This is a genomic window from Pseudomonas sp. BN505 (genome assembly GCF_029873175.1).
Taxonomy (GTDB): domain Bacteria; phylum Pseudomonadota; class Gammaproteobacteria; order Pseudomonadales; family Pseudomonadaceae; genus Aquipseudomonas; species Aquipseudomonas putida.
Genome location: NZ_SSOI01000042.1, coordinates 62,297 through 84,881, shown reverse-complemented (window position 1 = coordinate 84,881; position 22,585 = coordinate 62,297). Strand labels below are relative to the sequence as shown.

The window sequence follows — 22,585 nt, the reverse complement described above, 5'->3', positions numbered from 1 at the left end:
AAGGCCATTGGACGGTTCAGAGCAGCGCCTGTATTGCCTGCCTGTAACGCTGCCCGGCCAGACTCATGCTGTTGTTATGGGTCGCCCCCGGCACCAGCAGCAATGTCTTGGGCTGCCGGGCTGCGTCGAACAGCTGCTGGCTGAAGCGCGGGGGTACAAAACGGTCATTCGTTCCATGCACCAGCAGCACTGGCAGGCCGATGTTGCCGATCTTGTCCAGCGAGTCGAACTTCTGCGACATCAACCAGCGCACCGGCAGGGAGGTATTGGCCACCGCTGCCGCGACATCGCCCAGGGAGGTGAAGGTCGACTCAAGGATCAACCCGCGTGCCGGCGCCCCAACGCCGCTTTGCTGCGCTTCACGGGCCAGTTCACTGGCTAGCTCCACCGCCACTGCGCCGCCCAGCGAATGACCGAATATCAGGCGCTTGCCGGCATCCGGCTGCAGCTGGGCAAAGCGCTCCCACGCAATGCGGGCATCTTCGTACACCGTGGCCTCGGATGGCAGGTCGCCCCGGCTCTGGCCAAAGCCACGGTAATCCACGGCCAGCACCGAGTAGCCCATGGCATGCAGCTGCTCGATGCGGAACAATTGGCCGGTAAGGTTCCAGCGCACGCCGTGCAGGTAGAGCACCGCCGGGGCATTGGCGCGTTTGGCCGGCCACCACCAGGCGTGCAGGCTCTGGTTATCGCTGAAGCTGCGCGGGCGCAGGTCAAGCTCCTGCACGTCGCTGGGCAAACCGCGGAACCAGCTGGCTTGGCCAGGTTCGATGCGGAACACCAGTTCGCGCTCCTTGTGCTGCAGCATGGCGCAGCTGGAGGGTAAGCCAATAACCAGCAAGGTGGCACACAACCAGGTGCGCCAGCGGCGGCGCAGGTGGGTAAGGAAGAGGGTAGGCATGTGCGCTTTCTAGCAGAAGCACTGCGCCGGGTGTTGAAAAAGTGACCGAATGGCAGGATGGTTTGGTTGCAAGCTGTTTCTGGAAGAAATGGAATATTACCGGCCTCGCGCGCGTTTACTCTCGCAGCGGCCGGTACAGGAAAATACCGTTCGATAAACGAACGCCAGCTGCATCTGGCTTGTCCGCTATCCGCCCATCCAATCCCATCGCCGCATTGCTCAACCGCAGCCTTTTTGCTGTAGTGTGGCCATTCACCGGTTGTCGCCTGCCCCCGCTATCCGCAACCGACCCGATAGAATGACCGTGACGACCGCGACCACCGCCCAAAAGGCTGTAGGAAGCGGCGACCAGAACAATAACGATACCGAGTGCCTTGCCTATGGAAAGCCGCCTGCTGAGCGAGCGCAGTAGCGTGTTTCACCACGCCGACCCTTATGCTGTGTCCGATTATGTGAACCAGCATGTAGGCCAGCATTGCATCGGACTGTCACGCACCACCCATCCCCAGGCCAGCCTCAGCCACCGCAAGTTTGCCGAGCTCGACCTGTGCCGCATCAGCTACGGCGGCAGCGTTCGCGTGACTTCGCCAGCACTGGAAACCATTTATCACCTGCAAGTGTTGCTCAACGGCAACTGCCTGTGGCGTGGGTATAAGCACGAGCAGCGTCTGGTGCCGGGCGAGTTGTTGCTGATCAACCCGGATGACCCGGTTGACCTGACCTACTCGGAAGATTGCGAGAAGTTCATCCTCAAGGTGCCGACCCGGCTGCTGGACTCGATCTGCGATGAACAGCGCTGGCAGCGGCCGGATGGGGGCGTGCGGTTCTTGCGCAATCATTACCGGCTGGATGAACTGGATGGCTTCGTCAACCTGCTGGCCATGGTTTGCCATGAGGCGGAAGTGAGCGAGTCGCTGCCCAGGGTGCAGGGGCACTACAGCCAGATTGTCGCCAGCAAGTTGCTGACCCTGATGACCACCAATATCCGCCGCGAAAGCCTGAGCGCACCGCAGGCCGGCCTTGAGCGCATTCTCGATTACATAGAGCGCAACCTGAAGTTGGAGCTGTCGGCTGAGGTGCTGGCAGAGCAGGCCTGCATGAGTTTGCGTTCGCTGTATGCGCTGTTTGAACAGCACCTGAGCACCACGCCCAAGCATTACGTGCGCCAGCGCAAGCTTGAGCGGGTGCATGCGTGCCTGAGCGACCCGACTTGCGGTGTGCGCAGTGTGACCGAACTTGCCCTGGATTACGGCTTCTTTCATTTAGGCCGGTTTTCCGAGGTGTATCGGCAGCAATTTGGCGAGTTGCCTTCGCAGACGTTCAAGCGTCGGGATGAGGCGCGCTGACGAGGCCACCTGATATTTCTGCCAGTTGCTGGCATTTCATGCACAGCCCACCATCTGCCTTATTTCGGGTACAGGGTGGTCACCATGTCGACATCGCAGATTTCTTATTGTGCACTGCAATACACCGTTTATGGCCGTGATGGGGGGGAGCAATGCGCATCTCTGCTGCGCTTCAGCGGGCAGCGGAAAGAGTCGGCCACAGGGCACTACTTGCTGGGGAATGGATACCGTGCGTTCAATCCGGTTTTGATGAGATTTCATAGCCCTGACAGCTTGAGCCCAATGGGGGCTGGGGGAATCAATTGTTACGCCTATTGCGGTGGGGATCCGGTGAACAATACTGATCCGAGCGGACACATGTTGCTTCCCCAAGTGAGGTTGTGGAGCGTTCGCCCCAAGGCAGGGTTTCGCATGCGAAATCCAGACTTTAAAGGGGAAAAGACGGTTTCTCCAGCTGTAAGCGAGCCTGTCGTGAGAACGGTTAATGAACTAGGTCGTGATTACGGGAGCCAGTTGAGCCGAATAATGACATCGGCGGATTGGTCTGGTCCACAGTTGTTACTCGTGGAAGGTACAACACAGAAACTGATTAGCAACTATGGAGAGAACTTGAAACGGGAAGCTGGTTTGACAGTCAGCCAAGCTGCAGCACCCATCAGTTCGCAGGATCGACTAAGCGAGGCGATCGGCGTGCTCGGTCCGCTATACGAAAAGATGAAACTAGCCAAAGATACCCCTAGTGCCATCAGCTGGCTCCATGATCCCGGACGAGTGGTCCCAAAAGTACGAGATCCCGGCAAAACTGGATAACGTTCTGCACAATCCGGATAGCCCCCCGCCAGTCGTCTCCCTAACCTGACCAGGTCTAAACAATAACAAGGGAGACCCTGGCCATGTCCCTGGGATTCGACTACCTCAATGCCATGCTCGAGGACGACCGTGAAAAGGGTATCTACCGCTGCAAGCGGGAGATGTTCACCGACCCACGGTTGTTCGACCTGGAAATGAAACACATCTTCGAGGGCAACTGGATCTACCTGGCTCACGAAAGCCAGATCCCCGAGAAGAATGACTTCCTCACCCTGACCATGGGGCGCCAACCGATTTTCATCGCGCGCAACAAGGACGGTGAGCTCAATGCCTTCCTCAACGCCTGCAGCCACCGCGGTGCCATGCTGTGCCGACACAAGCGCGGTAACCGCGCCAGCTACACCTGCCCGTTCCACGGCTGGACGTTCAACAACAGCGGCAAACTGCTGAAGGTGAAAGACCCGAGCAACGCCGGCTACCCCGACAGCTTCAACTGCGACGGCTCCCACGACCTGACCAAGGTGGCGCGTTTCGAGTCGTACCGGGGCTTTTTGTTTGGCAGCCTGAATGCCGATGTGAAACCGCTGGTCGAACACTTGGGCGAGTCAGCGAAGATCATCGACATGATCGTCGATCAGTCGCCTGAGGGCCTGGAGGTGCTGCGCGGTGCCAGCTCGTACATCTATGAAGGCAACTGGAAGCTCACCGCCGAAAACGGAGCCGACGGGTACCACGTCAGCTCCGTGCACTGGAACTACGCCGCTACCCAGAACCAGCGCAAGCAGCGCGAGGCGGGCGACGAGATCAAGACCATGAGCGCCGGTGCCTGGGCCAAGCAGGGTGGCGGCTTCTACTCCTTCGACCACGGCCACCTGCTGCTGTGGACCCGTTGGGCCAACCCGGAAGACCGCCCGGCCTATGAGCGCCGCGACCAGCTGGCTGCCGACTACGGCCAGGCGCGTGCCGACTGGATGATCGAGAACTCGCGCAACCTGTGCCTGTACCCGAACGTGTACCTGATGGACCAGTTCAGCTCGCAGATCCGCGTTGCCCGGCCGATTTCGGTGAACAAGACCGAAATCACCATCTACTGCATCGCCCCCAAAGGCGAGAGTGCCGATGCCCGTGCCAAGCGCATCCGCCAGTACGAAGACTTCTTCAATGTCAGCGGCATGGCCACCCCGGACGACCTGGAAGAGTTCCGCTCGTGCCAGACCGGCTATGGCGGCGGCACTGGCTGGAACGACATGTCCCGTGGCGCCAAGCACTGGGTCGAAGGCGCCGATGAGGCAGCCAGGGAGATTGACCTCGAACCCCTGCTGTCTGGCGTGCGTACCGAAGACGAAGGCCTGTTCGTGCTGCAGCACAAGTACTGGCAGGACACCATGATCCAGGCCCTCAAGGACGAACAGCAGCTGATCCCTGTGGAGGCCGTGCAATGAGCCTGTATGAAACCGTGCGCGACTTCCTCTACCGCGAAGCGCGCTACCTGGACGACGCCCAGTGGGACCAGTGGCTGGAATTGTACGCCAGCGATGCCAGCTTCTGGATGCCGAGCTGGGACGATGACGACACCCTCACCGAAGACCCACAAAGCGAAATCTCGCTGATCTGGTACGGCAACCGTGGCGGCCTGGAAGACCGCGTGTTCCGCATCAAGACCGAGCGCTCCAGTGCGACCGTGCCCGACACTCGTACTTCGCACAACATCAGCAACATCGAGATCGTCGAGCAGGCCGAGGGCAGCTGCCAGGTGCGTTTCAACTGGCATACCCTGAGCTTCCGCTACAAGACCACGGACAGTTACTTCGGCACCAGCTTCTACACCCTCGACCTGCGCGGCGAACAGCCGCTGATCAAGGCCAAGAAGGTGGTGCTGAAGAACGACTACGTGCGCCAGGTCATCGACATCTACCACATCTGATACAGGTTTTTGCGAGTACTGCCCGGTGCGTCCTGCGACGCGCCGTGGGCCGGCTCGCCTGCGAGGTGCAACATGAGCTACCAGATCGCACTGAATTTCGAAGACGGGGTTACCCGCTTCATCGAGGCTACCGGCCATGAAACCGTGGCTGACGCTGCCTACCGCCAGGGCATCAACATCCCGCTGGACTGCCGCGACGGCGCCTGCGGTACGTGCAAGTGCAAGGCCGAATCCGGCCGCTATGACCTGGGCGACAACTTCATCGAAGATGCCCTGAACGAAGACGAAATTGCCGAAGGCTACGTACTGACCTGCCAGATGCGGGCTGAAAGCGACTGCGTCATCCGCATCCCTGCTTCGTCGCAGCTGTGCAAGACCGAACAGGCCAGCTTCGAGGCCGCCATCAGCGATGTGCGCCAACTGTCGGCCAGCACCATTGCCCTGTCGATCAAGGGTGAGGCGTTAAGCCGCCTGGCCTTCCTGCCGGGGCAGTACGTCAACCTCAAGGTCCCGGGCAGCGAGCAGAGCCGCGCCTATTCGTTCAGTTCGTTGCAGAAGGGCGGCGAAGTCAGCTTCCTGATCCGCAACGTACCAGGTGGGTTGATGAGCAGCTTCCTGACCAACCTTGCCAAAGCCGGCGACAGCATGAGCCTGGCAGGGCCGCTGGGCAGCTTTTACCTGCGGCCGATCCAGCGCCCGCTGTTGCTTTTGGCTGGCGGTACCGGCCTGGCGCCGTTCACCGCGATGCTGGAGAAAATCGCCGAGCAGGGCAGTGAGCACCCGCTGCACCTGATCTATGGCGTGACCAACGACTTCGACCTGGTCGAGCTCGACCGCCTGCAAGCGCTGGCGGCGCGCATCCCCAACTTTACCTACAGCGCTTGTGTGGCCAACCCGGACAGCCAGTACCCACAAAAGGGCTACGTGACCCAGCACATCGAGCCACGCCACCTCAACGACGGCGATGTGGACCTGTACCTGTGCGGGCCACCGCCGATGGTCGAGGCGGTCAGCCAGTACGTGCGCGAGCAGGGTATTACCCCGGCCAACTTCTACTACGAGAAGTTTGCGGCGGCGGCCTGACAGATCGCCGGGGCCGCTTCGCGGCCCTTTCGCGGCACAAGGCCGCTCCTACAGGGAAACGCGATCCATGTGGGAGCCGCCTTGCGTCGCGATGGAGGGCGCAGCCCTCCCAATTGCCATTAACCGGGTCATGCAGGAAAAACATATGAACAACAGATTCCAAGGCAAGGTTGCCCTGGTCACCGGTGCCGCTCAAGGCATCGGCCGGGGCGTGTGCTGGCGGCTGAAGGCCGAAGGCGCGCAAGTGGTGGCGGTAGACCGTTCCGAACTGGTCCACGAGCTGGCCGGCGAAGGCATGCTCACCCTCACCGCCGACCTGGAGCAACACACCGATTGCGCCCGAGTCATGGCCAGTGCGGTGGAAACCTTCGGCCGCCTCGACATCTTGGTGAACAACGTCGGCGGCACCATCTGGGCCAAGCCTTTCGAGCACTACGAAGTCGAGCAGATCGAGGCCGAAGTGCGCCGTTCGCTGTTCCCCACCCTGTGGTGCTGCCATGCCGCGCTGCCGTACATGCTTGAGCGCGGCAGCGGCGCCATCGTCAACGTTTCTTCCATCGCCACCCGTGGCGTCAACCGGGTGCCTTATGGCGCAGCCAAGGGCGGCGTCAACGCGCTTACCGCATGCCTGGCCTTCGAAACTGCAGGGCGCGGCATCCGTGTCAACGCGACTGCGCCCGGCGGCACCGAAGCGCCACCCCGGCGTGTGCCACGCAACAGCGCCGAGCAAAGCGAACAGGAAAAACGCTGGTACCAGCAGATCGTCGACCAGACCCTCGACAGCAGCCTGATGCACCGCTACGGCAGCATCGACGAGCAGGTGGGGGCGATCCTGTTCCTCGCTTCCGACGAGGCCTCTTACATCACCGGCGTGACCCTGCCGGTAGGGGGCGGCGACCTCGGCTGAGCAACACCCCAAGGCAACAGCTTTCCATCACAACAAAAACAAGAGCGACAGATGCCATGCGAACCCTTGACGTACACCCGATCATCGATAACGCGCGCTTTACCCCGTTTCACTGGATGGTCATGGCCTGGTGCGGCCTGTTGTTGATCTTCGACGGCTATGACCTGTTCATCTACGGCGTGGTACTGCCGGTGATCATGAAAGAGTGGGGCCTGACCCCGTTGCAGGCCGGCGCGCTGGGCAGTTACGCGCTGTTCGGCATGATGTTCGGTGCCCTGGCGTTCGGCAGCCTGGCCGACCGCATCGGGCGCAAGAAGGGCATTGCCATCTGTTTCGCCTTGTTCTCGGTGGCGACCATCTTCAATGGTTTTGCCAGCAGCCCGAGCGAGTTTGGCATCTACCGCTTCATTGCCGGCCTGGGCTGTGGCGGCCTGATGCCCAACGCTGTGGCACTGATGAACGAGTATGCCCCCAAGCGCTTGCGCAGTACGCTGGTAGCGATCATGTTCAGCGGTTATTCGGTGGGCGGCATGCTTTCGGCGGGCGTCGGTATTTTCATGCTGCCGCGTTTCGGCTGGGAGTCGATGTTCTTCGCAGCTGCTGTACCACTGCTGCTGTTGCCGGTGATCCTCTACTACCTGCCAGAGTCCATTGGTTTTCTGGTGCGCAAGGGGCGTACCGAGGAAGCGCGGGCGTTGCTCAAACGACTCGACCCGCAATGCGACGTGCAGGCCGATGACGTGCTGCAGGCGGCTGACCGTAAAGCGGGTGGCGGGGCGTCAGTGCTGGAGCTATTTCGCAACGGCCTCGCCATCCGCACCCTGGCACTGTGGCTGGCGTTCTTCTGCTGCCTGCTGATGGTTTATGCACTCAGCTCCTGGCTGCCGAAACTGATGGCCAACGCTGGCTACAGCCTGGGTTCCAGCCTGTCGTTCCTGCTGGCGTTGAACTTCGGCGGCATGGCTGGGGCCGTCCTCGGCGGCTGGCTGGGTGATCGCTACAACCTGGTCAAGGTAAAGGTGGCGTTCTTCATTGCCGCCGCGCTGTCGATCAGCTTGCTGGGCGTCAATAGCCCGATGCCGGTGCTGTATCTGCTGATCTTCATTGCCGGCGCCACCACCATTGGTACGCAGATCCTGCTGTATGCCGGCGCCGCGCAAATGTATGGGCTGTCGGTGCGTTCCACGGGGCTTGGCTGGGCCTCGGGTATCGGCCGCAACGGCGCCATCGTCGGCCCCTTGCTGGGCGGCGCACTGATGGGCATCAACCTGCCCCTGCAACTCAACTTCATCGCCTTCGCCATCCCAGGCGCGATTGCCGCCCTGGCCATGGCCGTGCACCTGGCCAGCGGCCGTCGGCAAGCCCAGGCCATCGCGGCGCAGGCATGACCCGAAAAGAACAAGGCCAGGCTACACCGCGTTGGCTTCTTCGCGGGCTTGCCCGCTCCCACAAGGATTGCGCGCAGTCGGTGCACTGCACTGGACCTGTGGGAGCGGGCACGCCCGCGAAGAAGCCAACACAGAACAAGAGCCAGCCACAAAGACCGGCCACTGCCTTGCGGGATGCGCCATGAAAACCCTGATCAATGACAGCTCACTGTCCGCCATTGTCGCGGGCTGCATCGCCACGATGATCTCTTACGCCGGCCCGCTGGTGATCATTTTCCACGCCGCCGAAGCGGCCGGGCTGTCTCACCAGCAGTTGTCATCCTGGGTCTGGGCCGTGTCCATGGGCAGTGCCGTGCTTGGTGCGCTGCTCAGTTTGCGCTACCGCGTGCCGGTAGTGATCGCCTGGTCGATCCCCGGCTCCGCGCTGCTGGTCACTGCCTTGCCGCAACTCGGCCTGGAACAGGCCGTAGGTGCCTACCTGGTGGCCAACCTGGTCCTGCTGCTGATCGGCATCAGCGGGGCCTTCGACCGCATCATCGCGCGCTTGCCGGGGTCCATCGCCGCTGGCATGCAGGCTGGCATCCTGTTCGGTTTTGGTATCGAAGTGTTCCGCGCCTTGCCAGTGCAGCCGTTGCTGGTACTGGCGATGTTCGTCACCTACGTGCTGATGCGCCGGGTTCAGCCCCGTTACGCAGTGGCTGCGGTGCTGTGCGTGGGCGCCCTGGTGACCGTGGCCAGCGGTGCGTTCCGTAGCGAGGCGCTGGTACTGGAACTGGCTTCGCCGCAGTGGATCACCCCTCAGTTCAGCCTGCCAGCGGTATTCAGCCTGGCGCTGCCGATGGTGCTGGTGGCGCTGACCGGGCAGTTCATGCCGGGCATGGCGGTGCTGCGCAATGCGGGTTACGCCACACCGGCCAGCCCGTTGATCAGCGCCAGTGCCCTGGCCGGTACCGTGCTGGCGCCATTCGGCTGCCACGGGCTGAACCTGGCGGCGGTTACCGCCAGCCTGTGCACGGGCCATGAGGCCCACGAAAACCCACGACGGCGCTATGTGGCGGCAGTGGCTGGCAGCACGCTGTACCTGCTGCTGGGCATTGCCGGTGCCACGCTGATGTCGCTGTTCGCAGCCTTTCCCGCCGCACTGATCGCGGCCCTGGCCGGGCTGGCCCTGTACGGCGCCATGAACGAGGCGCTGGCCCGCAGCCTGGCAGAACCGGTTGAGCGCGATGCAGGCCTGTTCACCTTCCTGGTCACCGCTTCGGGGGTAGCCTTCCTTGGCCTGTCGGCAGCGTTCTGGGGGCTGCTGTTCGGCCTGCTGGCCCATGCACTGCTCAGGCTGCGCCAGCCGCGTGCCGGGGAGGTGCTGCGCCGCACCAGATGAACTGCCGTGTTCCCAACGCTTTATCCATAAAAACAAGATCAAGAGAGCTTCGGAATGAACAACACCCCTTGCGTAGCCCTGGGCCTGACTTTGCTCAGCCAACCATTACTGGCCGCCGAAGGCGGTTTCTTCGAGGATTCGAAGGCCACCCTGAGCGCCCGCAACTATTACTTCAGCCGTGATTATTCCGACATTGTCGGGGCCAACAAGCAGTCCAAGGCCGAGGAGTGGGCACAGGGCTTCATCCTCGACTTCAAGTCCGGTTACACGCCCGGTACGGTGGGCTTTGGCGTGGACGCCCTGGGCCTGCTGGGCATCAAGCTCGACAGCAGCCCCGACCGCACCAACACCGGCCTGCTGCCGGTGCATGGTGACGGCCGTGCTGCCGACGAGTACAGCCGCCTTGCGCCCACCTTCAAGGCCCGCCTGTCGAAGACCGAACTGCGCGTCGGTGAACTGCAACCGAACCTTCCGGTACTGACCTTCAGCGACATCCGCCTGCTGCCGCCGACCTACCAGGGCGCCAGCGTGAGCTCGTCTGAAATTGACGGGCTGACCGTGCAGGCCGGGCATCTGAAAAGCACCCACCTGCGCAACGAAGGCGGCGACGGCAAGATGAACGCGATGCTCGGCCATGTGCCGATGCGCCAGGCCGAGAGCGATGCCTTTAACTACGTGGGCGGGGACTATGCGTTCAATGCCAACCAGAGCAGCGTCAGCCTGTGGTACGGGCAACTGGAGGATATCTACGAACAGGGCTCTGTCGGCCTCAAGCACAGCAAGCCAGTGGGCGATTGGGTGCTCAGTGCCAATCTGGGCTACTTCACCGCGCGCGAGGATGGCGAGGCGTTGCTGGGCAACATCGACAACCAGGCGTTCTTCTCGATGTTCACCGCCCGGCATGGCGGGCACAGCTTCCATGCGGGCTACCAGGGCATCTATGGCGACAGCCCGTTCCCACGGGTGTTCGCCAATATTTCGCCGCTGGGTAACGAGGTGCCGACCTATGAATTCGCTTACACAGACGAACGCTCGTACCAGGTGCGCTACGACTACAACTTCGCCGCCATGGGCGTGCCAGGCCTGACGGCGACCGTGCGCTACATCACCGGTAACAATGTCGATACCGGGCTGGGTTATGAAGGCCGTGATCGCGAGCGCGACCTGGACATCGGTTATGCGGTACAGAGCGGGGTACTGAAAGGGCTGGGGATTCGGGTGAGAAACGCCATGGCACGTTCCAATTACCGCAGCGATATCGACGAGAACCGGCTGACCCTGGTGTACACCTGGCAGTTGTTCTGAAAGGTATACACAAAATCACGAGCATTTCGCCGCTACTACACAGGAATTGCGTATCGGCACAGGTTGGGGGTAGCTTTCAGGAACCACCATTCAGGGATGCTATCCGTGGACTCCATTACCCAGGCCGTACTCGGCGCTGCCCTGCAAGGCACGGTGCTTGGCCGCATCCAGGGCCGCCGCTCATTGTTGTATGGCGCCGCCCTGGGCACGCTGCCCGACCTCGATGTGATCATCCGCTATGCAGACCCTGTGTCGCAGATGACCTACCATCGTGGCTTCTCGCACTCGCTGTTCGTGCTCACCGGGCTGGCTTTGCTGCTGGCCTGGCTGGTCAATAAATGCTGGCCCGGCAAAGGCTACACCTTGCCCAGGCTGTTCCTTGCTTTCTGGCTGGTACTCGTCACCCACCCGTTGCTGGATGCCTTTACCGTGTATGGCACGCAACTGTTCTGGCCACTGCAACCCACCCCCCAAAGCTGGGCCGCAGTGTTCATTATTGATCCGGTCTATACCTTGCCACTGCTGGCGGCGGTCATCTACACAAGCATCAAGGGCGTTACCGGCCGGGCTACACGCCTGTTGACCCTTGCACTGGTGTTCAGTACCGCTTACCTGGGTTTCGGCCTTGCCGGGCGCATGGCAGCCGAGCAACGCTTCCAGGCGGCACTGGACCAGCAAGGCATCGTCGTGAGCGAGGTTCGCGCCGTGCCTATCGCGTTCAACAGCCTGGTCTGGCGGGTAATGGCCAAGACCCAAAATGGTGACTACTACGAAGGCATCAGCAGCGGGTTCGACCGGCAGGCGCCGGAAATGCAACGCTTGCCGCGTAACCTGGAACTGGCAAACGCGCTGGCAGGCGACCCTTTGCACCAGCGCTTGCGCTGGTTCACCGGCGACTGGCTGCGGTATGACCAGATAGGCGATGCGCTGGTGGTCACCGACCTGCGCATGGGCATCCCGGGCAACTATACCTTCCGTTTCAACATGGCGCACCGCGACACCCAGGGCCACTGGATTGTCGATGTGCCTTCGGCGTGGGACGGCGCCGGGCCCGGGTCAATGTTCAACGGCAATGACCTGGTGTTGATCTGGCGTCGTATCGTCGACCAGCAGCCACCTTTGCCCCTGGCTGCCTGGACCGACCGGTACCTGGGGGCAGGTGCGGTCGAGCGCGGGCACTGAGGCATGCGTTCGGCCGGGCTGGACCTGGTCAAATGGACAGCGATACTGACCATGGTTGCCGACCACCTGCGCTTCATATGGCCGGAGGCCGAGGGTTTGTTCGTGCTCGGCCGCCTGGCGTTTCCGCTGTTTTGCCTGGCCATTGCGGTGAATGTGGGGCGCGCCAGGGCAGAGCTGTTCCATACCCGCGCCAATCTGCGCTATCTGTCGCTGATGCTGCTGTTCGCGGTGCTCTCGGAGCCTGCCTATCGTTGGCTGGACAGTGGTTCGCAGACGTTCAGTGTAATGCCGACACTGGTACTGGGATTGCTGGTTGCCTGGGGTGTGCACCACCCATTGCGGTCGGCGCGAGTGCTTGGCCTTGCAGGCCTGCTGGCGGGGTGGTTGTTCAGTGATCAGTTGATGTACGGGCTGGCGGGGGTGTTGCTACCTGGCGCCTGGCTGGTGGCACGCAGGCAGGGCGGATTGGCCTGGTTGCTACCCTGCCTGATGGCCATCGGTGGCAACCTGACCAACAACTGGCTGCGCGAGCACTTTCTGGCGCCAATTACCCTACTGACGCTGGTTGCTGCTGTGCTGGCAGTGCCTGTCGGGTGGCTGTTGTTGCGCCATGATGCTTGGCAGGTACCTGCCGTAGGGCGGTGGGGATACCTGTTCTATCCCGTGCATCTGCTCGTGATCAAAGGCTTGTCGTGAGGCTTGCCGTTCCTGGCGCTTGCAATTCACAGATCCAGACCCATCTAAACCGGCCGCATCACACTCAGGAACCGTCCATGGAACCCAACCGCTTCGGCGATATCGCCGCCTTCGTCAGCGCCGCCAAGGCCGGCAGCTTCACTGCCGCCGCCGCAAGCCTGGGCCTGACCCGGTCGGCGGTGGGCAAGAGCATTGCTCGGCTGGAGGCCCGCATGGCGGTGCGTTTGCTCAATCGCACCACGCGCAAGCTGAGCCTGACCGATGAAGGCCTGGTGGCATTCGATCGCTGGCGACAGATACTGGATGACCTGGACGAGGTGGAAAGTGCCATGGCCCAGCGCCGCGGCAAGCCCACCGGTACCTTGCGCCTGACTGCGCCGCTGTCGCTCGGCCAGCGCCATGTGCTGCCGGTGCTGGATCAGTACCTCAAGCAGTGGCCTGAACTGCGCGCAGACATCCGCTTCACCGACCGTTTCGTCGACTTGGTCGAGGAAGGCGTGGACGTTGCGGTGCGTATCGGCGCACCCAAGGAAGACTCGCAGCTGTTGACCCGCACGGTGGCCTGGCAGCAGTTTGTCACCTGTGCTTCGCCCGCGTACCTCGAAGCGCGAGGTATTCCCTTGGTGCCTGCCGACCTTTATGGTCACGACAAGATTGCCTTCCTCGCGGGCGAGAAAGCCATGCCTTGGCGCTTTGACACTGAAGCAGGCCTGCACCTGTGCGAAGACCCTGGCCGGTTGAACATCGACAGCTCGGAGGCGATGCTCGACGGCGCCCGGGCCGGCTTCGGGCTGATTCACCTGCCCACCTACATCACCGGTGACGACCTGCGCGCTGGCGCCCTGGTGGAAGTACTGCACGCCTACCGGCCCCCGGCGGACCCGATTCGCATCGTGTACCCGAGCAAGCGCCACCTGTCCCCTCGGGTACGTGGTTTCATCGACTTGTTGGTCGCCAGCTGGGAATCGGGCGGGCCTTGGGAGCACTGATTGGGGATTATCAGGCCCCCATGCCGAGCCTGTATCTGGGTTTATCGCTGGCATCGGCGACTTTTTTGTGTACTGGTAAAAGTGTGAGTGGCTAGTTGGCTTCATATCGCCCAAGATGGAGTGTGAAGATGCCAGTCGATCGACTGGCGGCTCAGCTACCCACGTAACGCACCAGCCAGCATTAGAGGATTTAGAGTATGTCCAACAGACAATCAGGAACGGTCAAGTGGTTCAACGATGAGAAGGGGTTCGGTTTCATCACTCCCGACGGCGGTGGCGACGACCTTTTCGTCCACTTCAAAGCCATTGAATCGGACGGCTTCAAGTCGCTGAAAGAAGGCCAGAAAGTGTCTTTCGTTGCCGAAAAGGGCCAGAAGGGCATGCAGGCTGCGCAAGTGCGCGCCGAGTAAGATGCCTGGACTGGTACGCTAAGGCGTGCCCGGCCACTGGAAAACGGAGCCCCTGGAGGGCTCCGTTTTTTGTCTTTCAGATCCAGGGGCAGGATGGCCGTCTGTACCCGGTGAATACCCTGATTATCGGTGAGCCCAAGCTTCACCAGCGCCCATGGCCTGGTGCAGAAACGGATAATCTGTATAGCCTTCGGGCCCATTGGCGTAATCGAACTGTGCCCGATGTTCGTTCAGAGGCGCCTGCACCCGCAGCCGCTGTACCAGGTCCGGGTTGGCAATGTAACTGCGCCCGAACGCTACGGCATCGATCAAACCGCGCCCAATCAAGTCTTCGCCTTTCTCGGCGGTGTAGGCACCCGCAGCAATGATAACCCCCGGATAGGCATCGCGGATCGCCTGGCGGAACTCGTCACGCAGCGGCTTGCCGCCGGCCCAGTCCGGCTCGGACAGGTGCAGGTAGGCGAGGTTGCGCTTGGCCAGTTCGCGGATCAGGTACAGCCCTGCGGCCTCCTGGTCTTCGCCATTCTCCACGCCATTGAACCCGCCCAGCGGGAACACGCGGATACCCACGCGCTCGGCACTCCAGTTGGCAATTGCCGCGTCCACTGCTTCCAGCACGATGCGCGCCCGGTTTTCGACGCTACCGCCGTAGCGGTCCTCGCGCTGGTTGGCGCTCGGGGTAAGGAACTGGTGCAGCAAATACCCGTGGGCAGCGTGCAGTTCGATGAAGTCGAAGCCGGCTTCGCGGGCGTTCACCGCTGCCTGGCCGAAGTCGGCGACGATGCCTGCAATTTCGTTCTCGTTCAGGGCGCGCGGTGCGGAGGTTTCTACACGTACCAGGTTGCCTTGCTCGTCACGCAGGGTGGTACGTGCGCCGGCCGGCAGCGCCGAGGGCGCCACAGGCGCTTCGCCGCCGGGTTGCAACGAGGTGTGCGACACCCGGCCGGTGTGCCACACCTGCACGGCGCTGTGGCCACCGTCGGCATGAATGCCTTCGTTGATGTGCCTCCAGGCGGCAATCTGCTCGGCGCTATGAATACCGGGCGAGCCGGAATAGCCCTTGGCCTGGAAGGAGATCTGGGTGGCTTCGGTGATGATCAGCCCGGCGCTGGCACGCTGGCGGTAATACTCGGCCATCATGGTGGTCGGCACATCGCCCGGCTCGAGGCTGCGCAGGCGGGTGAGGGGGGCCATGAACACCCGATTGGCCAAGGTGAGCGGGCCGATTTGCAGGGGTTGGAAGAGTTTCATTGCAGCTCCAGAGGTGAAAACCAATGGTGCGCACGATACCGAGATGATTGGGGAAAGGGGGGACCGGAAGCCCGGCGCAGGGCTCCCCAATGGCGTTGTCAGTACCGGCCTCTTCGCAGCACAAGGCTGCTCCTACAGGGGTTGTGTTTGCCTTGAAACCATCGCAGATCCTGTGGGAGCGGGTTTACCCGCGAAGAGGCCGGTACGGGAACAATCAGCTACGGGCCAACCGCCCGCTCACATAGTGGGCCACATCATTGAACCCTGGCGTCGACGCATGCCCCGGCGTCACCAGCGAATCGATGAACGCTTCATCCTCCGTCGTGATCTTCACCGCCAATGCACCACCATAGGTATCCCACTGTTCCTCGGTACGCGGCCCGACAATCGCCGAACTCACCCACTGGTTGTTCAACACCCAGGCAATGGCAAACTCGACAATGCCTATACCCTTTGCCTCTACATAAGCCTGGATCTGCCGGGCGATGGCCAACGACTCCTGGCGCCACTCCACCTCCATGATGCGCTTGTCCTGGCGCCCGGCGCGGCTGCCGGCATCGGGCACGGCACCCGGCGCATACTTGCCACTGAGTACGCCCCGGGCCAATGGGCTGAATGGCACCACGCCCAGACCGTGTGCGGCGGCTGCAGCGAGCTGCTCGGGTTCGGCCTGGCGGTTGACGATGTTGTACAGCGGCTGACTGACCACCGGCTTGGGCACACCCAGTCGCTCGGCAACGTGGCAGACCTCGGCAATGCGCCAGCCACGGAAGTTGGACACGCCCCAGTAGCGGATCTTGCCCTGGCGCAGCAGGTCGCCAATGGCCTGTACGGTCTCCTCCAGCGGCACCTTGTGGTCTTCGCGGTGCAGGTAGTAGATATCCAGATAGTCCATGCCCATGCGCGTCAGGGTGGCTTCCAGCGCGTTGAAGATGTGCTTGCGTGACAGCCCGCTGCGGTTCGGCAGGCCGTCGGCCGGGCCGAAGCCGACCTTGCTGGCAACGATCCAGTCCTGGCGATGGCGCGCCACTGCTTCTCCGACGATTTCTTCCGAGCGCCCGGCGTTGTACACGTCGGCGGTGTCGATGAAGTTGATGCCCTGGTCCCAGGCCTTGTCGATGATGCGCAGGGCGTCCTCGGTGCTGGTCTGCTCGCCGAACATCATGCTGCCCAGGGTAAGGGCGGAAACCTGCAGGCCACTGTGGCCGAGAGGGCGGTAGATCATGCGCGTGGGTCCTTTTGCAGTCGGCTGATCCACCTGTTTTACACACAACCGGGGCGCTTTGAAAGGCGGCTGTCAGTCAAGCAGCGTGATCGCCTCCTGCAGGTTCAATGGGCGTTTCAGGCGCTGCGACAGCGCCGCCATGGCACCGGAGTAACCTTTGGCGATGACGGCCTCGACCTGTTCACCCACACACTGAAAGGCAATGAAATCGCCTTTTTCCGGCTCACCGACAAACTCGATCCGGTTCCACTCCCGTGCTTGGCCGAGCACTTCATAGGTTCGGCCGTGCTGGTAGGTCCAGAAGAATGGCACATCGGCGTAGCGGCGCTGCTCGCCGAGCATGTTGGCGGCAGCGATCACCCCGTGTTGCTGGGCCAGGCGCCAGTGCTCGATGCGTACAGGGCGACCCGAGAGCGGGAACGTGGCGATGTCGCCTGCAGCCCACAAACCGTCAGCGGCGCGCATTTCTGCATCGACCCGCAGCGACTTTTCCTCGTTCAACTGCACGCCCTGCAGGAAAGCGGTGGCCGGTATCACGCCGGTGCCCAGCAATACCAGTGGCGTCTCCAGGCGTTCACCGTTGGCCAGCAGCACCGCTTCGACCTTGTCCCGGCCTTCGAACCGCTGGACTTGCGTAGGGCCGTGGAAGGTGACCCCTTTGCGCTCATGCAGTTCGCGGATACTGCGCCCGATGCGATCACCTAACTGCCTGGCAAGCGGGACTTCATGGCGAGTCACCACGTGCACCTCAACGCCGTACCTGCGCAGGGCCGAGGCCGCCTCCAGGCCGATGAAGCCGTCGCCTACGATCACCGCCGGCTGGCCGGGTTCGGCTGCGTCGAGCAGCTGTGCGGCATCCTCCCGCGAGCGCAAGGTGAACACGCCGGGCAAGTCGGCGCCGGGGATATCAGGGCGTAGTGCCTTGCCGCCGCTGGCCAGCAGGCAGGCGTCGTAACCGATCTGCTGGCCATCGACCAGCGTAATCTGGCGTTTCTGGCTGTTCAGGGTGCGCACCTTGCCGTGCTTGCGCTCCAACTGGCCCTTGCGCAGGGCGTCGGGTTCGAGCAACGCCGGTACTTCATCGGGCGTCATCTGCCCTGCAATCACGAATTTGCTCAGCGCGGTGCGGTCGTAGGCCGGCTGGCGCTCCTGGTCGATCCACACCAGCCGGCCAGCGAAGCCATGGGCCAGCAAGGTGGCTACCGCGGCGCTGCCGGCCGCACCAGCGCCGACCACAACGAAGCAGCGGGCATCGCTGTGCCTGGGGGGTGCGATGGCGGGCAGCGGTTGGTCGTCGACCCAGACTTCATCGTCCTTCACCCAGGCCTTGTAGCGGCGCAGGTCAGCCAGCGCCGGGGGTTCGCAGACCACTCCGTCATCGACGGCAAATGCAGCCTTGTGCCAAGGGCAAACCAGCAGGCCGCCGCAGACCAGGCCTTCATCCAGTGGGGCACCTGCGTGGGGGCAGTTGCCTTGGTAGGCATGCACCTGATCGCCCTGGCGAATGAGGATGAGCTCTTCATTGCCGGCCTGGACGCGCAAGGGGCGATGTTCGTCGAGCTGGGCCAGACGGGCCACGGCGTGCTGGGTCATGGGGTTCTCCAAAGGGGCCTTTGGAACCATTTGACGCCTGGGGTAGGGAGGGGATGCGTTGAACCGACGATCGGTGGAGGAGGGAAATGTAGGGTGGCCTGGCGGGCCTCTTCGCGGGTGAAACCGCTCCCACAGGATCACCACAGCCTCGAAGGCTGTGGCACGCCTGTGGGAGCGGGCTTACCCGCGAACAGGCTCAACTGGCACGTGCAGAACTCAGCGCACCCGACCGAGTGACACGCAGGGCCACCAGGCTACCCAGCACGATCAACGCCGCCAGCGAATACAGCGCGGCATCGGTGGAACCGGTCTGGTCCTTGATGAACCCCACCAGGTACGGGCTGAGGAAACCGGCCATCTGGCCCACGGAGTTGATGATCGCCAGCCCGGCAACTGCTGTACCGGCGCTGAGCAGGGCGGTTGGCATTGGCCAGAACATCGGCAGCCCGGTCAGCGCGCCCATGGTGGCAATCGACAGGCCCAGAATGGCAATGGCTGGGTTGCCGGCGAAGTTCACCGCAATCAGCAGGCCAACGGCGCCCATCAGCATCGGCACCACAAGGTGCCAGCGGCGCTCGTTGCGCAGGTCTGCCGAGCGGCCGCAAAGGATCATGAACACACCGGCCAGCAGGTACGGGATGGCGCTGAGCCAGCCGATCAGCAGCGGGTTGTCGAAGCCCATGTTCTTGATGATCGACGGCAACCAGAAGTTGATCGCGTACACGCCACTCTGGATGCAGAAGTAGATGAAGCCAAAGGTCCAGATAAGCGGGTTGGTCAACACGGCGAGCACGCCATCGCCCGTGGTTTTCGGCTTACCCGCAGCGTCGGCTTCGAGGTCGTGGGCGATCAGCTGGCGTTCGGCCGGGCTCAGCCAGGCGGCTTTCTGGTAACCGTCGCTGAGCAGGAACACCGCCAGCACACCCAAGGCAACGGTGGGCAGGCCCTGGATCAGGAACATCCATTGCCAGCCGGCCAGGCCGTGCTGGCCAGCGGCGAAGTGCTGGAGGATCCAGCCGGAGAACGGCCCGCCGAGCAGGCCCGACACCGGGATTGCCGACATGAACAGGGCCATGATGCGGCCGCGACGGGCGGCCGGGAACCAGCGCGAAAGGTACAGCACCACGCCCGGAAAGAAGCCGGCTTCGGCAGCGCCGGTAAGCAGCCGCAGGGCGTAGAACTCGATGGGGGTTGTGACGAACAGCAGGCAGGTGGAGAGGCTGCCCCAGGCAATCATCATCAGCGCAATCCAGCGCCGCGGGCCGAAGCGGTTAAGTGCCAGGTTGCTCGGCAGGCCGCAGAGCACGTAACCGATGAAGAAGATGCCGGCACCAAGGCCGTACACCGTTTCGCTGAATTTCAGGGCGTCGAGCATCTGCAGCTTGGCAAAGCCGACGTTGACGCGGTCCAGGTAGTTGAACAGGTAGCAGATGAAAATGAACGGAATCAGCCGCAGGGTGATGCGCCGGTACAACGCGTTGCGGGTGGTGTCCGAGCCTTGGTCAGGGGCGGGGCTGTGTGCCATGATCGGGTTCTCTTTTGTTATGGTTTTTGCCGCGTCGCCTGTTCCGGCGCTCGCCCTGACGAGTCTCGGGGACTGCGGCTAGCCTGTCTTTGTGCTTTTGCACAGCGCTCGGCCCGGGCTGCTGTGCCCGAGCCCAAAAGCCTAACACCTAAAGGACCACGCAATGTTCGAACTCGACCATGACCTGGCACAGGATATCGTTGACCGGGCCATGGCCATTCTGCCGTGCAACGTCAATGTCATGGACAGCCAGGGCTTGATCCTGGGCAGCGGCGAGCCGGAGCGCATCAACACCCGTCACGAGGGGGCGCAACTGGTTTTGGCCAATGGCCGGATCGTCGAACTGGACACTGACGCGGCCAAGTGCCTGAAGGGTGTGCAGCCCGGGGTGAACCTGCCACTGATGCTTGATGGCCGGCTGATGGGTGTACTGGGCCTGACCGGGGACCCGCAGCAGGTGCGCACCTATGGTGAGCTGGTACGCATGACTGCCGAGATGCTGCTGGCCCAGCGCCATCTACAGGCCGACCAGCAATGGCGACGGCAGCGCTGTGATGATTTGCTGGCACTGTTGCTGGGCGGCAGCGGTGATTCACCTCGGCTGCTCGACGAAGCCCGGCAATTGGGCCTCAAGCCTCAGCTGCCGCGGGTACCTTGCCTGTTTGAACTGGCCTCGGGGCCACCCGCCGAGGCGTTGTCGGCGTGGTTGATGAGCCGGTACCCGGACAGCTGGTGTGTCAGCCCGGCACGCCAGTCATTGCTGTGGTGCCGGCCGGCCAGCGTGGCACTGGATGAACCGCGCCTGCTGGAGCGCCTGCAACGTCACGGTTGGGACGTGGAGCGGCTGGCCTTGGGCAGTGCCGCGCAGAGCCTGGAGCAGTTGCGCCGGGGTTACCGCCGGGTACGCGATTTGCTGGCCTATGGCCGCGAGGTATTGCCTGCCGAACGCTTGCTCAGCCTGCAGCGCTGCCGGCTGCCGGCGCTGCTGTGGCGCCACCGCAATGATGATGCGCTGGATGAGCTGCTGGAGCCGCTGCAGCGCATTCGCGCCAGGGACAACAGCGGCCAGCTGCTCACCACCCTGCGCGCCTGGTGTGCCCATGACGGCCAGAGCCAGGCCTGTGCCGATGCCCTGGGCATCCACCGCAACAGCCTGCGCTATCGCCTGGAGCGGATTGCCGAACTGGGCGAGGTCGACCCGCTACGCATGGAAGGGATGCTTAGCTTGTATCTAGGGTTACAGCTGTTGCCAGCAGCCTGAAGTATTCACCTGCACTGGCCCTATCGCCGGCAAGCCAGCTCCCACAGGATGCATGCTGCCCTCAGGGCTGTGTCGCATCTGTGGGAGCTGGCTTGCCGGCGATAGGGCCAGTGCAGGCAAGAAGGCATCCGCCCAAACAACCCGTCCGGCGTTTTGTGCATTTGACTGAGGCCCCGTTGGCGAACAGCTGTCAGCATGCCGCTCATCAGGACAGGAGAATCCCCATGAAGATCGTCATTGCCCCCGACTCGTTCAAGGACAGCCTCGACGCTGCCGGTGTCGCCCGCGCTATCGCCGTGGGCCTGCGCGAGGCGTGGCCGGACGCTGAACTGGTCGAGTGCCCGATGGCCGACGGCGGCGAAGGCACCATGGAGGCGATCCTTGCCGCCAGCCACGGCGAATTGCGCCGCCAGACCGTGCGCGGGCCGCTGGGGCAGAGCGTGGAGGCCGGGTGGGGCTGGTTGCCACAAAGCCGTACGGCAATCATCGAAATGGCCCAGGCCAGTGGCCTGCAACTGGTACCGACCGGCCAGCGCGACGCTTGCCGCAGCAGCACCTGGGGCACAGGCGAGCTGATTGCAGCCGCCTTGGCCGCCGGTGCGCAGCGGGTAGTACTGGCCATCGGTGGCAGCGCCACCAACGATGCCGGCAGCGGCATGTTGCGCGCACTTGGCCTGCGCCTGCTGGACGCTGACGGGCAAGCGCTGGAGGAGGGCGGCCTGGCCCTGGCCAAGCTGGCCCGCATCGACGCCAGCGACCTCGACCCACGGCTCGCCGAAGTGCAATTTGAAGTGGCGGCTGACGTCGACAACCCGCTGTGTGGCGCCAATGGTGCTTCGGCGATCTTCGGCCCGCAGAAGGGGGCCAACCCGCAGCAAGTGCAGGCGCTGGACCAGGCACTGGGGCATTTTGCCGATATCTGTGCACAGGTGCTGGCTAAGGATGTGCGCGACTACCCAGGTTGCGGCGCTGCCGGTGGCATGGGCTTCGCTGCCCGGGCCTTCATGGGCGCACAGTTCCGCCCTGGGGTGGAGGTAGTGGCCGAGTTGGCCGGCCTCGATGAATTGGTGCAGGGGGCAGATCTGGTGGTGACTGGTGAAGGCCGTTTCGATGCCCAGACACTGCGTGGCAAGACACCGATGGGTGTGGCCCGGGTAGCCAAGCGTCATGGCGTGCCGGTGGTGGTGCTGGCCGGGACCTTGGGTGAGGGTTATCAGCAGTTGTATGCCCATGGGGTCGATGCTGCATTTGCGTTGGCCAGCGGGCCGATGAGCCTGCAGCAGGCTTGTGCCAATGCTGCGCAGTTGCTGCAGGCGCGGGCTTGTGACATTGGTCGGCTGTGGTGCGTTGCAAAGCGAGCCTGAACATCGTGTAGGAGCGGACTTGTGTCGCGAAAGGGCTGCGTAGC

At 62.9% G+C, this 22,585-nt stretch carries 20 protein-coding genes; 15 read left to right on the top strand and 5 right to left on the bottom strand.

Annotated features, from left to right (window positions below):
• Nucleotides 1–16: 16 nt before the first annotated feature.
• On the bottom strand, nucleotides 17–901 hold the full coding sequence (locus tag E8E78_RS12775) for an alpha/beta hydrolase (protein ID WP_049273850.1): 885 nt from the start codon (nucleotides 899–901) through the stop codon (nucleotides 17–19).
• 380 nt (nucleotides 902–1,281) lie between these two features.
• Between E8E78_RS12775 and benR the strand changes: the two genes are divergently transcribed.
• From benR to E8E78_RS12710, 13 genes are all read left to right on the top strand, one after another.
• On the top strand, nucleotides 1,282–2,247 hold the full coding sequence (benR, locus tag E8E78_RS12770) for a benABC operon transcriptional activator BenR (protein ID WP_049273848.1): 966 nt from the start codon (nucleotides 1,282–1,284) through the stop codon (nucleotides 2,245–2,247).
• Nucleotides 2,248–2,331: 84 nt separating this feature from the next.
• Nucleotides 2,332–3,057 (top strand): RHS repeat-associated core domain-containing protein, encoded by a 726-nt coding sequence (locus E8E78_RS29090; protein ID WP_080983652.1) that lies wholly within the window; start codon nucleotides 2,332–2,334, stop codon nucleotides 3,055–3,057.
• An 83-nt stretch (nucleotides 3,058–3,140) separates the two neighbouring features.
• Complete coding sequence (gene benA / locus E8E78_RS12760) at nucleotides 3,141–4,499, top strand: benzoate 1,2-dioxygenase large subunit (RefSeq protein WP_049273846.1); 1,359 nt, start codon at nucleotides 3,141–3,143, stop codon at nucleotides 4,497–4,499.
• Complete coding sequence (gene benB / locus E8E78_RS12755) at nucleotides 4,496–4,981, top strand: benzoate 1,2-dioxygenase small subunit (RefSeq protein ID WP_016499611.1); 486 nt, start codon at nucleotides 4,496–4,498, stop codon at nucleotides 4,979–4,981. The genes benA and benB overlap by 4 nt, the downstream gene beginning before the upstream one ends.
• 72 nt (nucleotides 4,982–5,053) lie before the next feature.
• Nucleotides 5,054–6,064 carry a benzoate 1,2-dioxygenase electron transfer component BenC gene (benC, locus tag E8E78_RS12750; protein ID WP_016499612.1) on the top strand — a complete coding sequence of 337 codons (1,011 nt, stop codon included), beginning with the start codon at nucleotides 5,054–5,056 and terminating at the stop codon, nucleotides 6,062–6,064.
• A gap of 145 nt (nucleotides 6,065–6,209) precedes the next feature.
• Nucleotides 6,210–6,971: a 1,6-dihydroxycyclohexa-2,4-diene-1-carboxylate dehydrogenase gene (locus E8E78_RS12745; RefSeq protein ID WP_016499613.1), complete on the top strand. Its 762-nt coding sequence runs from the start codon at nucleotides 6,210–6,212 to the stop codon at nucleotides 6,969–6,971.
• A gap of 56 nt (nucleotides 6,972–7,027) precedes the next feature.
• Complete coding sequence (locus tag E8E78_RS12740; RefSeq protein WP_059394916.1) at nucleotides 7,028–8,359, top strand: aromatic acid/H+ symport family MFS transporter; 1,332 nt, start codon at nucleotides 7,028–7,030, stop codon at nucleotides 8,357–8,359.
• Between the two features lie 181 nt (nucleotides 8,360–8,540).
• Nucleotides 8,541–9,740, top strand: coding sequence for a benzoate/H(+) symporter BenE family transporter (locus tag E8E78_RS12735; protein ID WP_049273813.1), 1,200 nt, complete (start codon nucleotides 8,541–8,543; stop codon nucleotides 9,738–9,740).
• Between the two features lie 54 nt (nucleotides 9,741–9,794).
• Entirely contained in the window at nucleotides 9,795–11,045 is a 1,251-nt protein-coding gene (locus tag E8E78_RS12730) for an OprD family porin (RefSeq protein WP_049273815.1), read from the top strand.
• Nucleotides 11,046–11,150: 105 nt separating this feature from the next.
• On the top strand, nucleotides 11,151–12,227 hold the full coding sequence (locus tag E8E78_RS12725; RefSeq protein WP_041168022.1) for a metal-dependent hydrolase: 1,077 nt from the start codon (nucleotides 11,151–11,153) through the stop codon (nucleotides 12,225–12,227).
• A 3-nt stretch (nucleotides 12,228–12,230) separates the two neighbouring features.
• On the top strand, nucleotides 12,231–12,923 hold the full coding sequence (locus E8E78_RS12720; protein WP_049273816.1) for a TraX family protein: 693 nt from the start codon (nucleotides 12,231–12,233) through the stop codon (nucleotides 12,921–12,923).
• A gap of 77 nt (nucleotides 12,924–13,000) precedes the next feature.
• Nucleotides 13,001–13,912, top strand: a complete 912-nt coding sequence (locus E8E78_RS12715; RefSeq protein WP_049273818.1) for a LysR family transcriptional regulator — start codon at nucleotides 13,001–13,003, stop codon at nucleotides 13,910–13,912.
• Between the two features lie 197 nt (nucleotides 13,913–14,109).
• Nucleotides 14,110–14,322, top strand: coding sequence for a cold-shock protein (locus E8E78_RS12710; RefSeq protein ID WP_016499620.1), 213 nt, complete (start codon nucleotides 14,110–14,112; stop codon nucleotides 14,320–14,322).
• 123 nt (nucleotides 14,323–14,445) lie between these two features.
• On the opposite strand, the gene E8E78_RS12705 is transcribed toward E8E78_RS12710, so the two are convergent.
• The 4 genes from E8E78_RS12705 to E8E78_RS12690 all read right to left on the bottom strand — a co-directional run bounded on the left by E8E78_RS12705 (nucleotide 14,446) and on the right by E8E78_RS12690 (nucleotide 19,916).
• Complete coding sequence (locus E8E78_RS12705; RefSeq protein ID WP_049273821.1) at nucleotides 14,446–15,573, bottom strand: alkene reductase; 1,128 nt, start codon at nucleotides 15,571–15,573, stop codon at nucleotides 14,446–14,448.
• A gap of 214 nt (nucleotides 15,574–15,787) precedes the next feature.
• On the bottom strand, nucleotides 15,788–16,798 hold the full coding sequence (locus E8E78_RS12700; RefSeq protein WP_016499623.1) for an aldo/keto reductase: 1,011 nt from the start codon (nucleotides 16,796–16,798) through the stop codon (nucleotides 15,788–15,790).
• Between the two features lie 72 nt (nucleotides 16,799–16,870).
• The gene (locus E8E78_RS12695) at nucleotides 16,871–18,391 is read right to left on the bottom strand and encodes an FAD-dependent oxidoreductase (RefSeq protein ID WP_049274449.1); all 1,521 of its coding nucleotides are present in this window, start codon (nucleotides 18,389–18,391) and stop codon (nucleotides 16,871–16,873) included.
• A gap of 196 nt (nucleotides 18,392–18,587) precedes the next feature.
• The gene (locus E8E78_RS12690) at nucleotides 18,588–19,916 is read right to left on the bottom strand and encodes an MFS transporter (RefSeq protein ID WP_049274676.1); all 1,329 of its coding nucleotides are present in this window, start codon (nucleotides 19,914–19,916) and stop codon (nucleotides 18,588–18,590) included.
• Nucleotides 19,917–20,079: 163 nt separating this feature from the next.
• Between E8E78_RS12690 and E8E78_RS12685 the strand changes: the two genes are divergently transcribed.
• On the top strand, nucleotides 20,080–21,177 hold the full coding sequence (locus E8E78_RS12685; RefSeq protein ID WP_049274677.1) for a sugar diacid recognition domain-containing protein: 1,098 nt from the start codon (nucleotides 20,080–20,082) through the stop codon (nucleotides 21,175–21,177).
• Between the two features lie 224 nt (nucleotides 21,178–21,401).
• Entirely contained in the window at nucleotides 21,402–22,541 is a 1,140-nt protein-coding gene (locus E8E78_RS12680; RefSeq protein ID WP_049274678.1) for a glycerate kinase, read from the top strand.
• Nucleotides 22,542–22,585: the final 44 nt, after the last annotated feature.

What these genes read in the sequence shown, in the direction of transcription:
- E8E78_RS12775 (WP_049273850.1), bottom strand. Translation starts at nt 901, where the DNA reads ATGCCTACCCTCTTCCTTACCCACCTGCGCCGCCGCTGGCGCACCTGG.
- benR (WP_049273848.1), top strand. Translation starts at nt 1,282, where the DNA reads ATGGAAAGCCGCCTGCTGAGCGAGCGCAGTAGCGTGTTTCACCACGCC.
- E8E78_RS29090 (WP_080983652.1), top strand. Translation starts at nt 2,332, where the DNA reads ATGTCGACATCGCAGATTTCTTATTGTGCACTGCAATACACCGTTTAT.
- benA (WP_049273846.1), top strand. Translation starts at nt 3,141, where the DNA reads ATGTCCCTGGGATTCGACTACCTCAATGCCATGCTCGAGGACGACCGT.
- benB (WP_016499611.1), top strand. Translation starts at nt 4,496, where the DNA reads ATGAGCCTGTATGAAACCGTGCGCGACTTCCTCTACCGCGAAGCGCGC.
- benC (WP_016499612.1), top strand. Translation starts at nt 5,054, where the DNA reads ATGAGCTACCAGATCGCACTGAATTTCGAAGACGGGGTTACCCGCTTC.
- E8E78_RS12745 (WP_016499613.1), top strand. Translation starts at nt 6,210, where the DNA reads ATGAACAACAGATTCCAAGGCAAGGTTGCCCTGGTCACCGGTGCCGCT.
- E8E78_RS12740 (WP_059394916.1), top strand. Translation starts at nt 7,028, where the DNA reads ATGCGAACCCTTGACGTACACCCGATCATCGATAACGCGCGCTTTACC.
- E8E78_RS12735 (WP_049273813.1), top strand. Translation starts at nt 8,541, where the DNA reads ATGAAAACCCTGATCAATGACAGCTCACTGTCCGCCATTGTCGCGGGC.
- E8E78_RS12730 (WP_049273815.1), top strand. Translation starts at nt 9,795, where the DNA reads ATGAACAACACCCCTTGCGTAGCCCTGGGCCTGACTTTGCTCAGCCAA.
- E8E78_RS12720 (WP_049273816.1), top strand. Translation starts at nt 12,231, where the DNA reads ATGCGTTCGGCCGGGCTGGACCTGGTCAAATGGACAGCGATACTGACC.
- E8E78_RS12715 (WP_049273818.1), top strand. Translation starts at nt 13,001, where the DNA reads ATGGAACCCAACCGCTTCGGCGATATCGCCGCCTTCGTCAGCGCCGCC.
- E8E78_RS12710 (WP_016499620.1), top strand. Translation starts at nt 14,110, where the DNA reads ATGTCCAACAGACAATCAGGAACGGTCAAGTGGTTCAACGATGAGAAG.
- E8E78_RS12705 (WP_049273821.1), bottom strand. Translation starts at nt 15,573, where the DNA reads ATGAAACTCTTCCAACCCCTGCAAATCGGCCCGCTCACCTTGGCCAAT.
- E8E78_RS12700 (WP_016499623.1), bottom strand. Translation starts at nt 16,798, where the DNA reads ATGATCTACCGCCCTCTCGGCCACAGTGGCCTGCAGGTTTCCGCCCTT.
- E8E78_RS12695 (WP_049274449.1), bottom strand. Translation starts at nt 18,391, where the DNA reads ATGACCCAGCACGCCGTGGCCCGTCTGGCCCAGCTCGACGAACATCGC.
- E8E78_RS12690 (WP_049274676.1), bottom strand. Translation starts at nt 19,916, where the DNA reads ATGGCACACAGCCCCGCCCCTGACCAAGGCTCGGACACCACCCGCAAC.
- E8E78_RS12685 (WP_049274677.1), top strand. Translation starts at nt 20,080, where the DNA reads ATGTTCGAACTCGACCATGACCTGGCACAGGATATCGTTGACCGGGCC.
- E8E78_RS12680 (WP_049274678.1), top strand. Translation starts at nt 21,402, where the DNA reads ATGAAGATCGTCATTGCCCCCGACTCGTTCAAGGACAGCCTCGACGCT.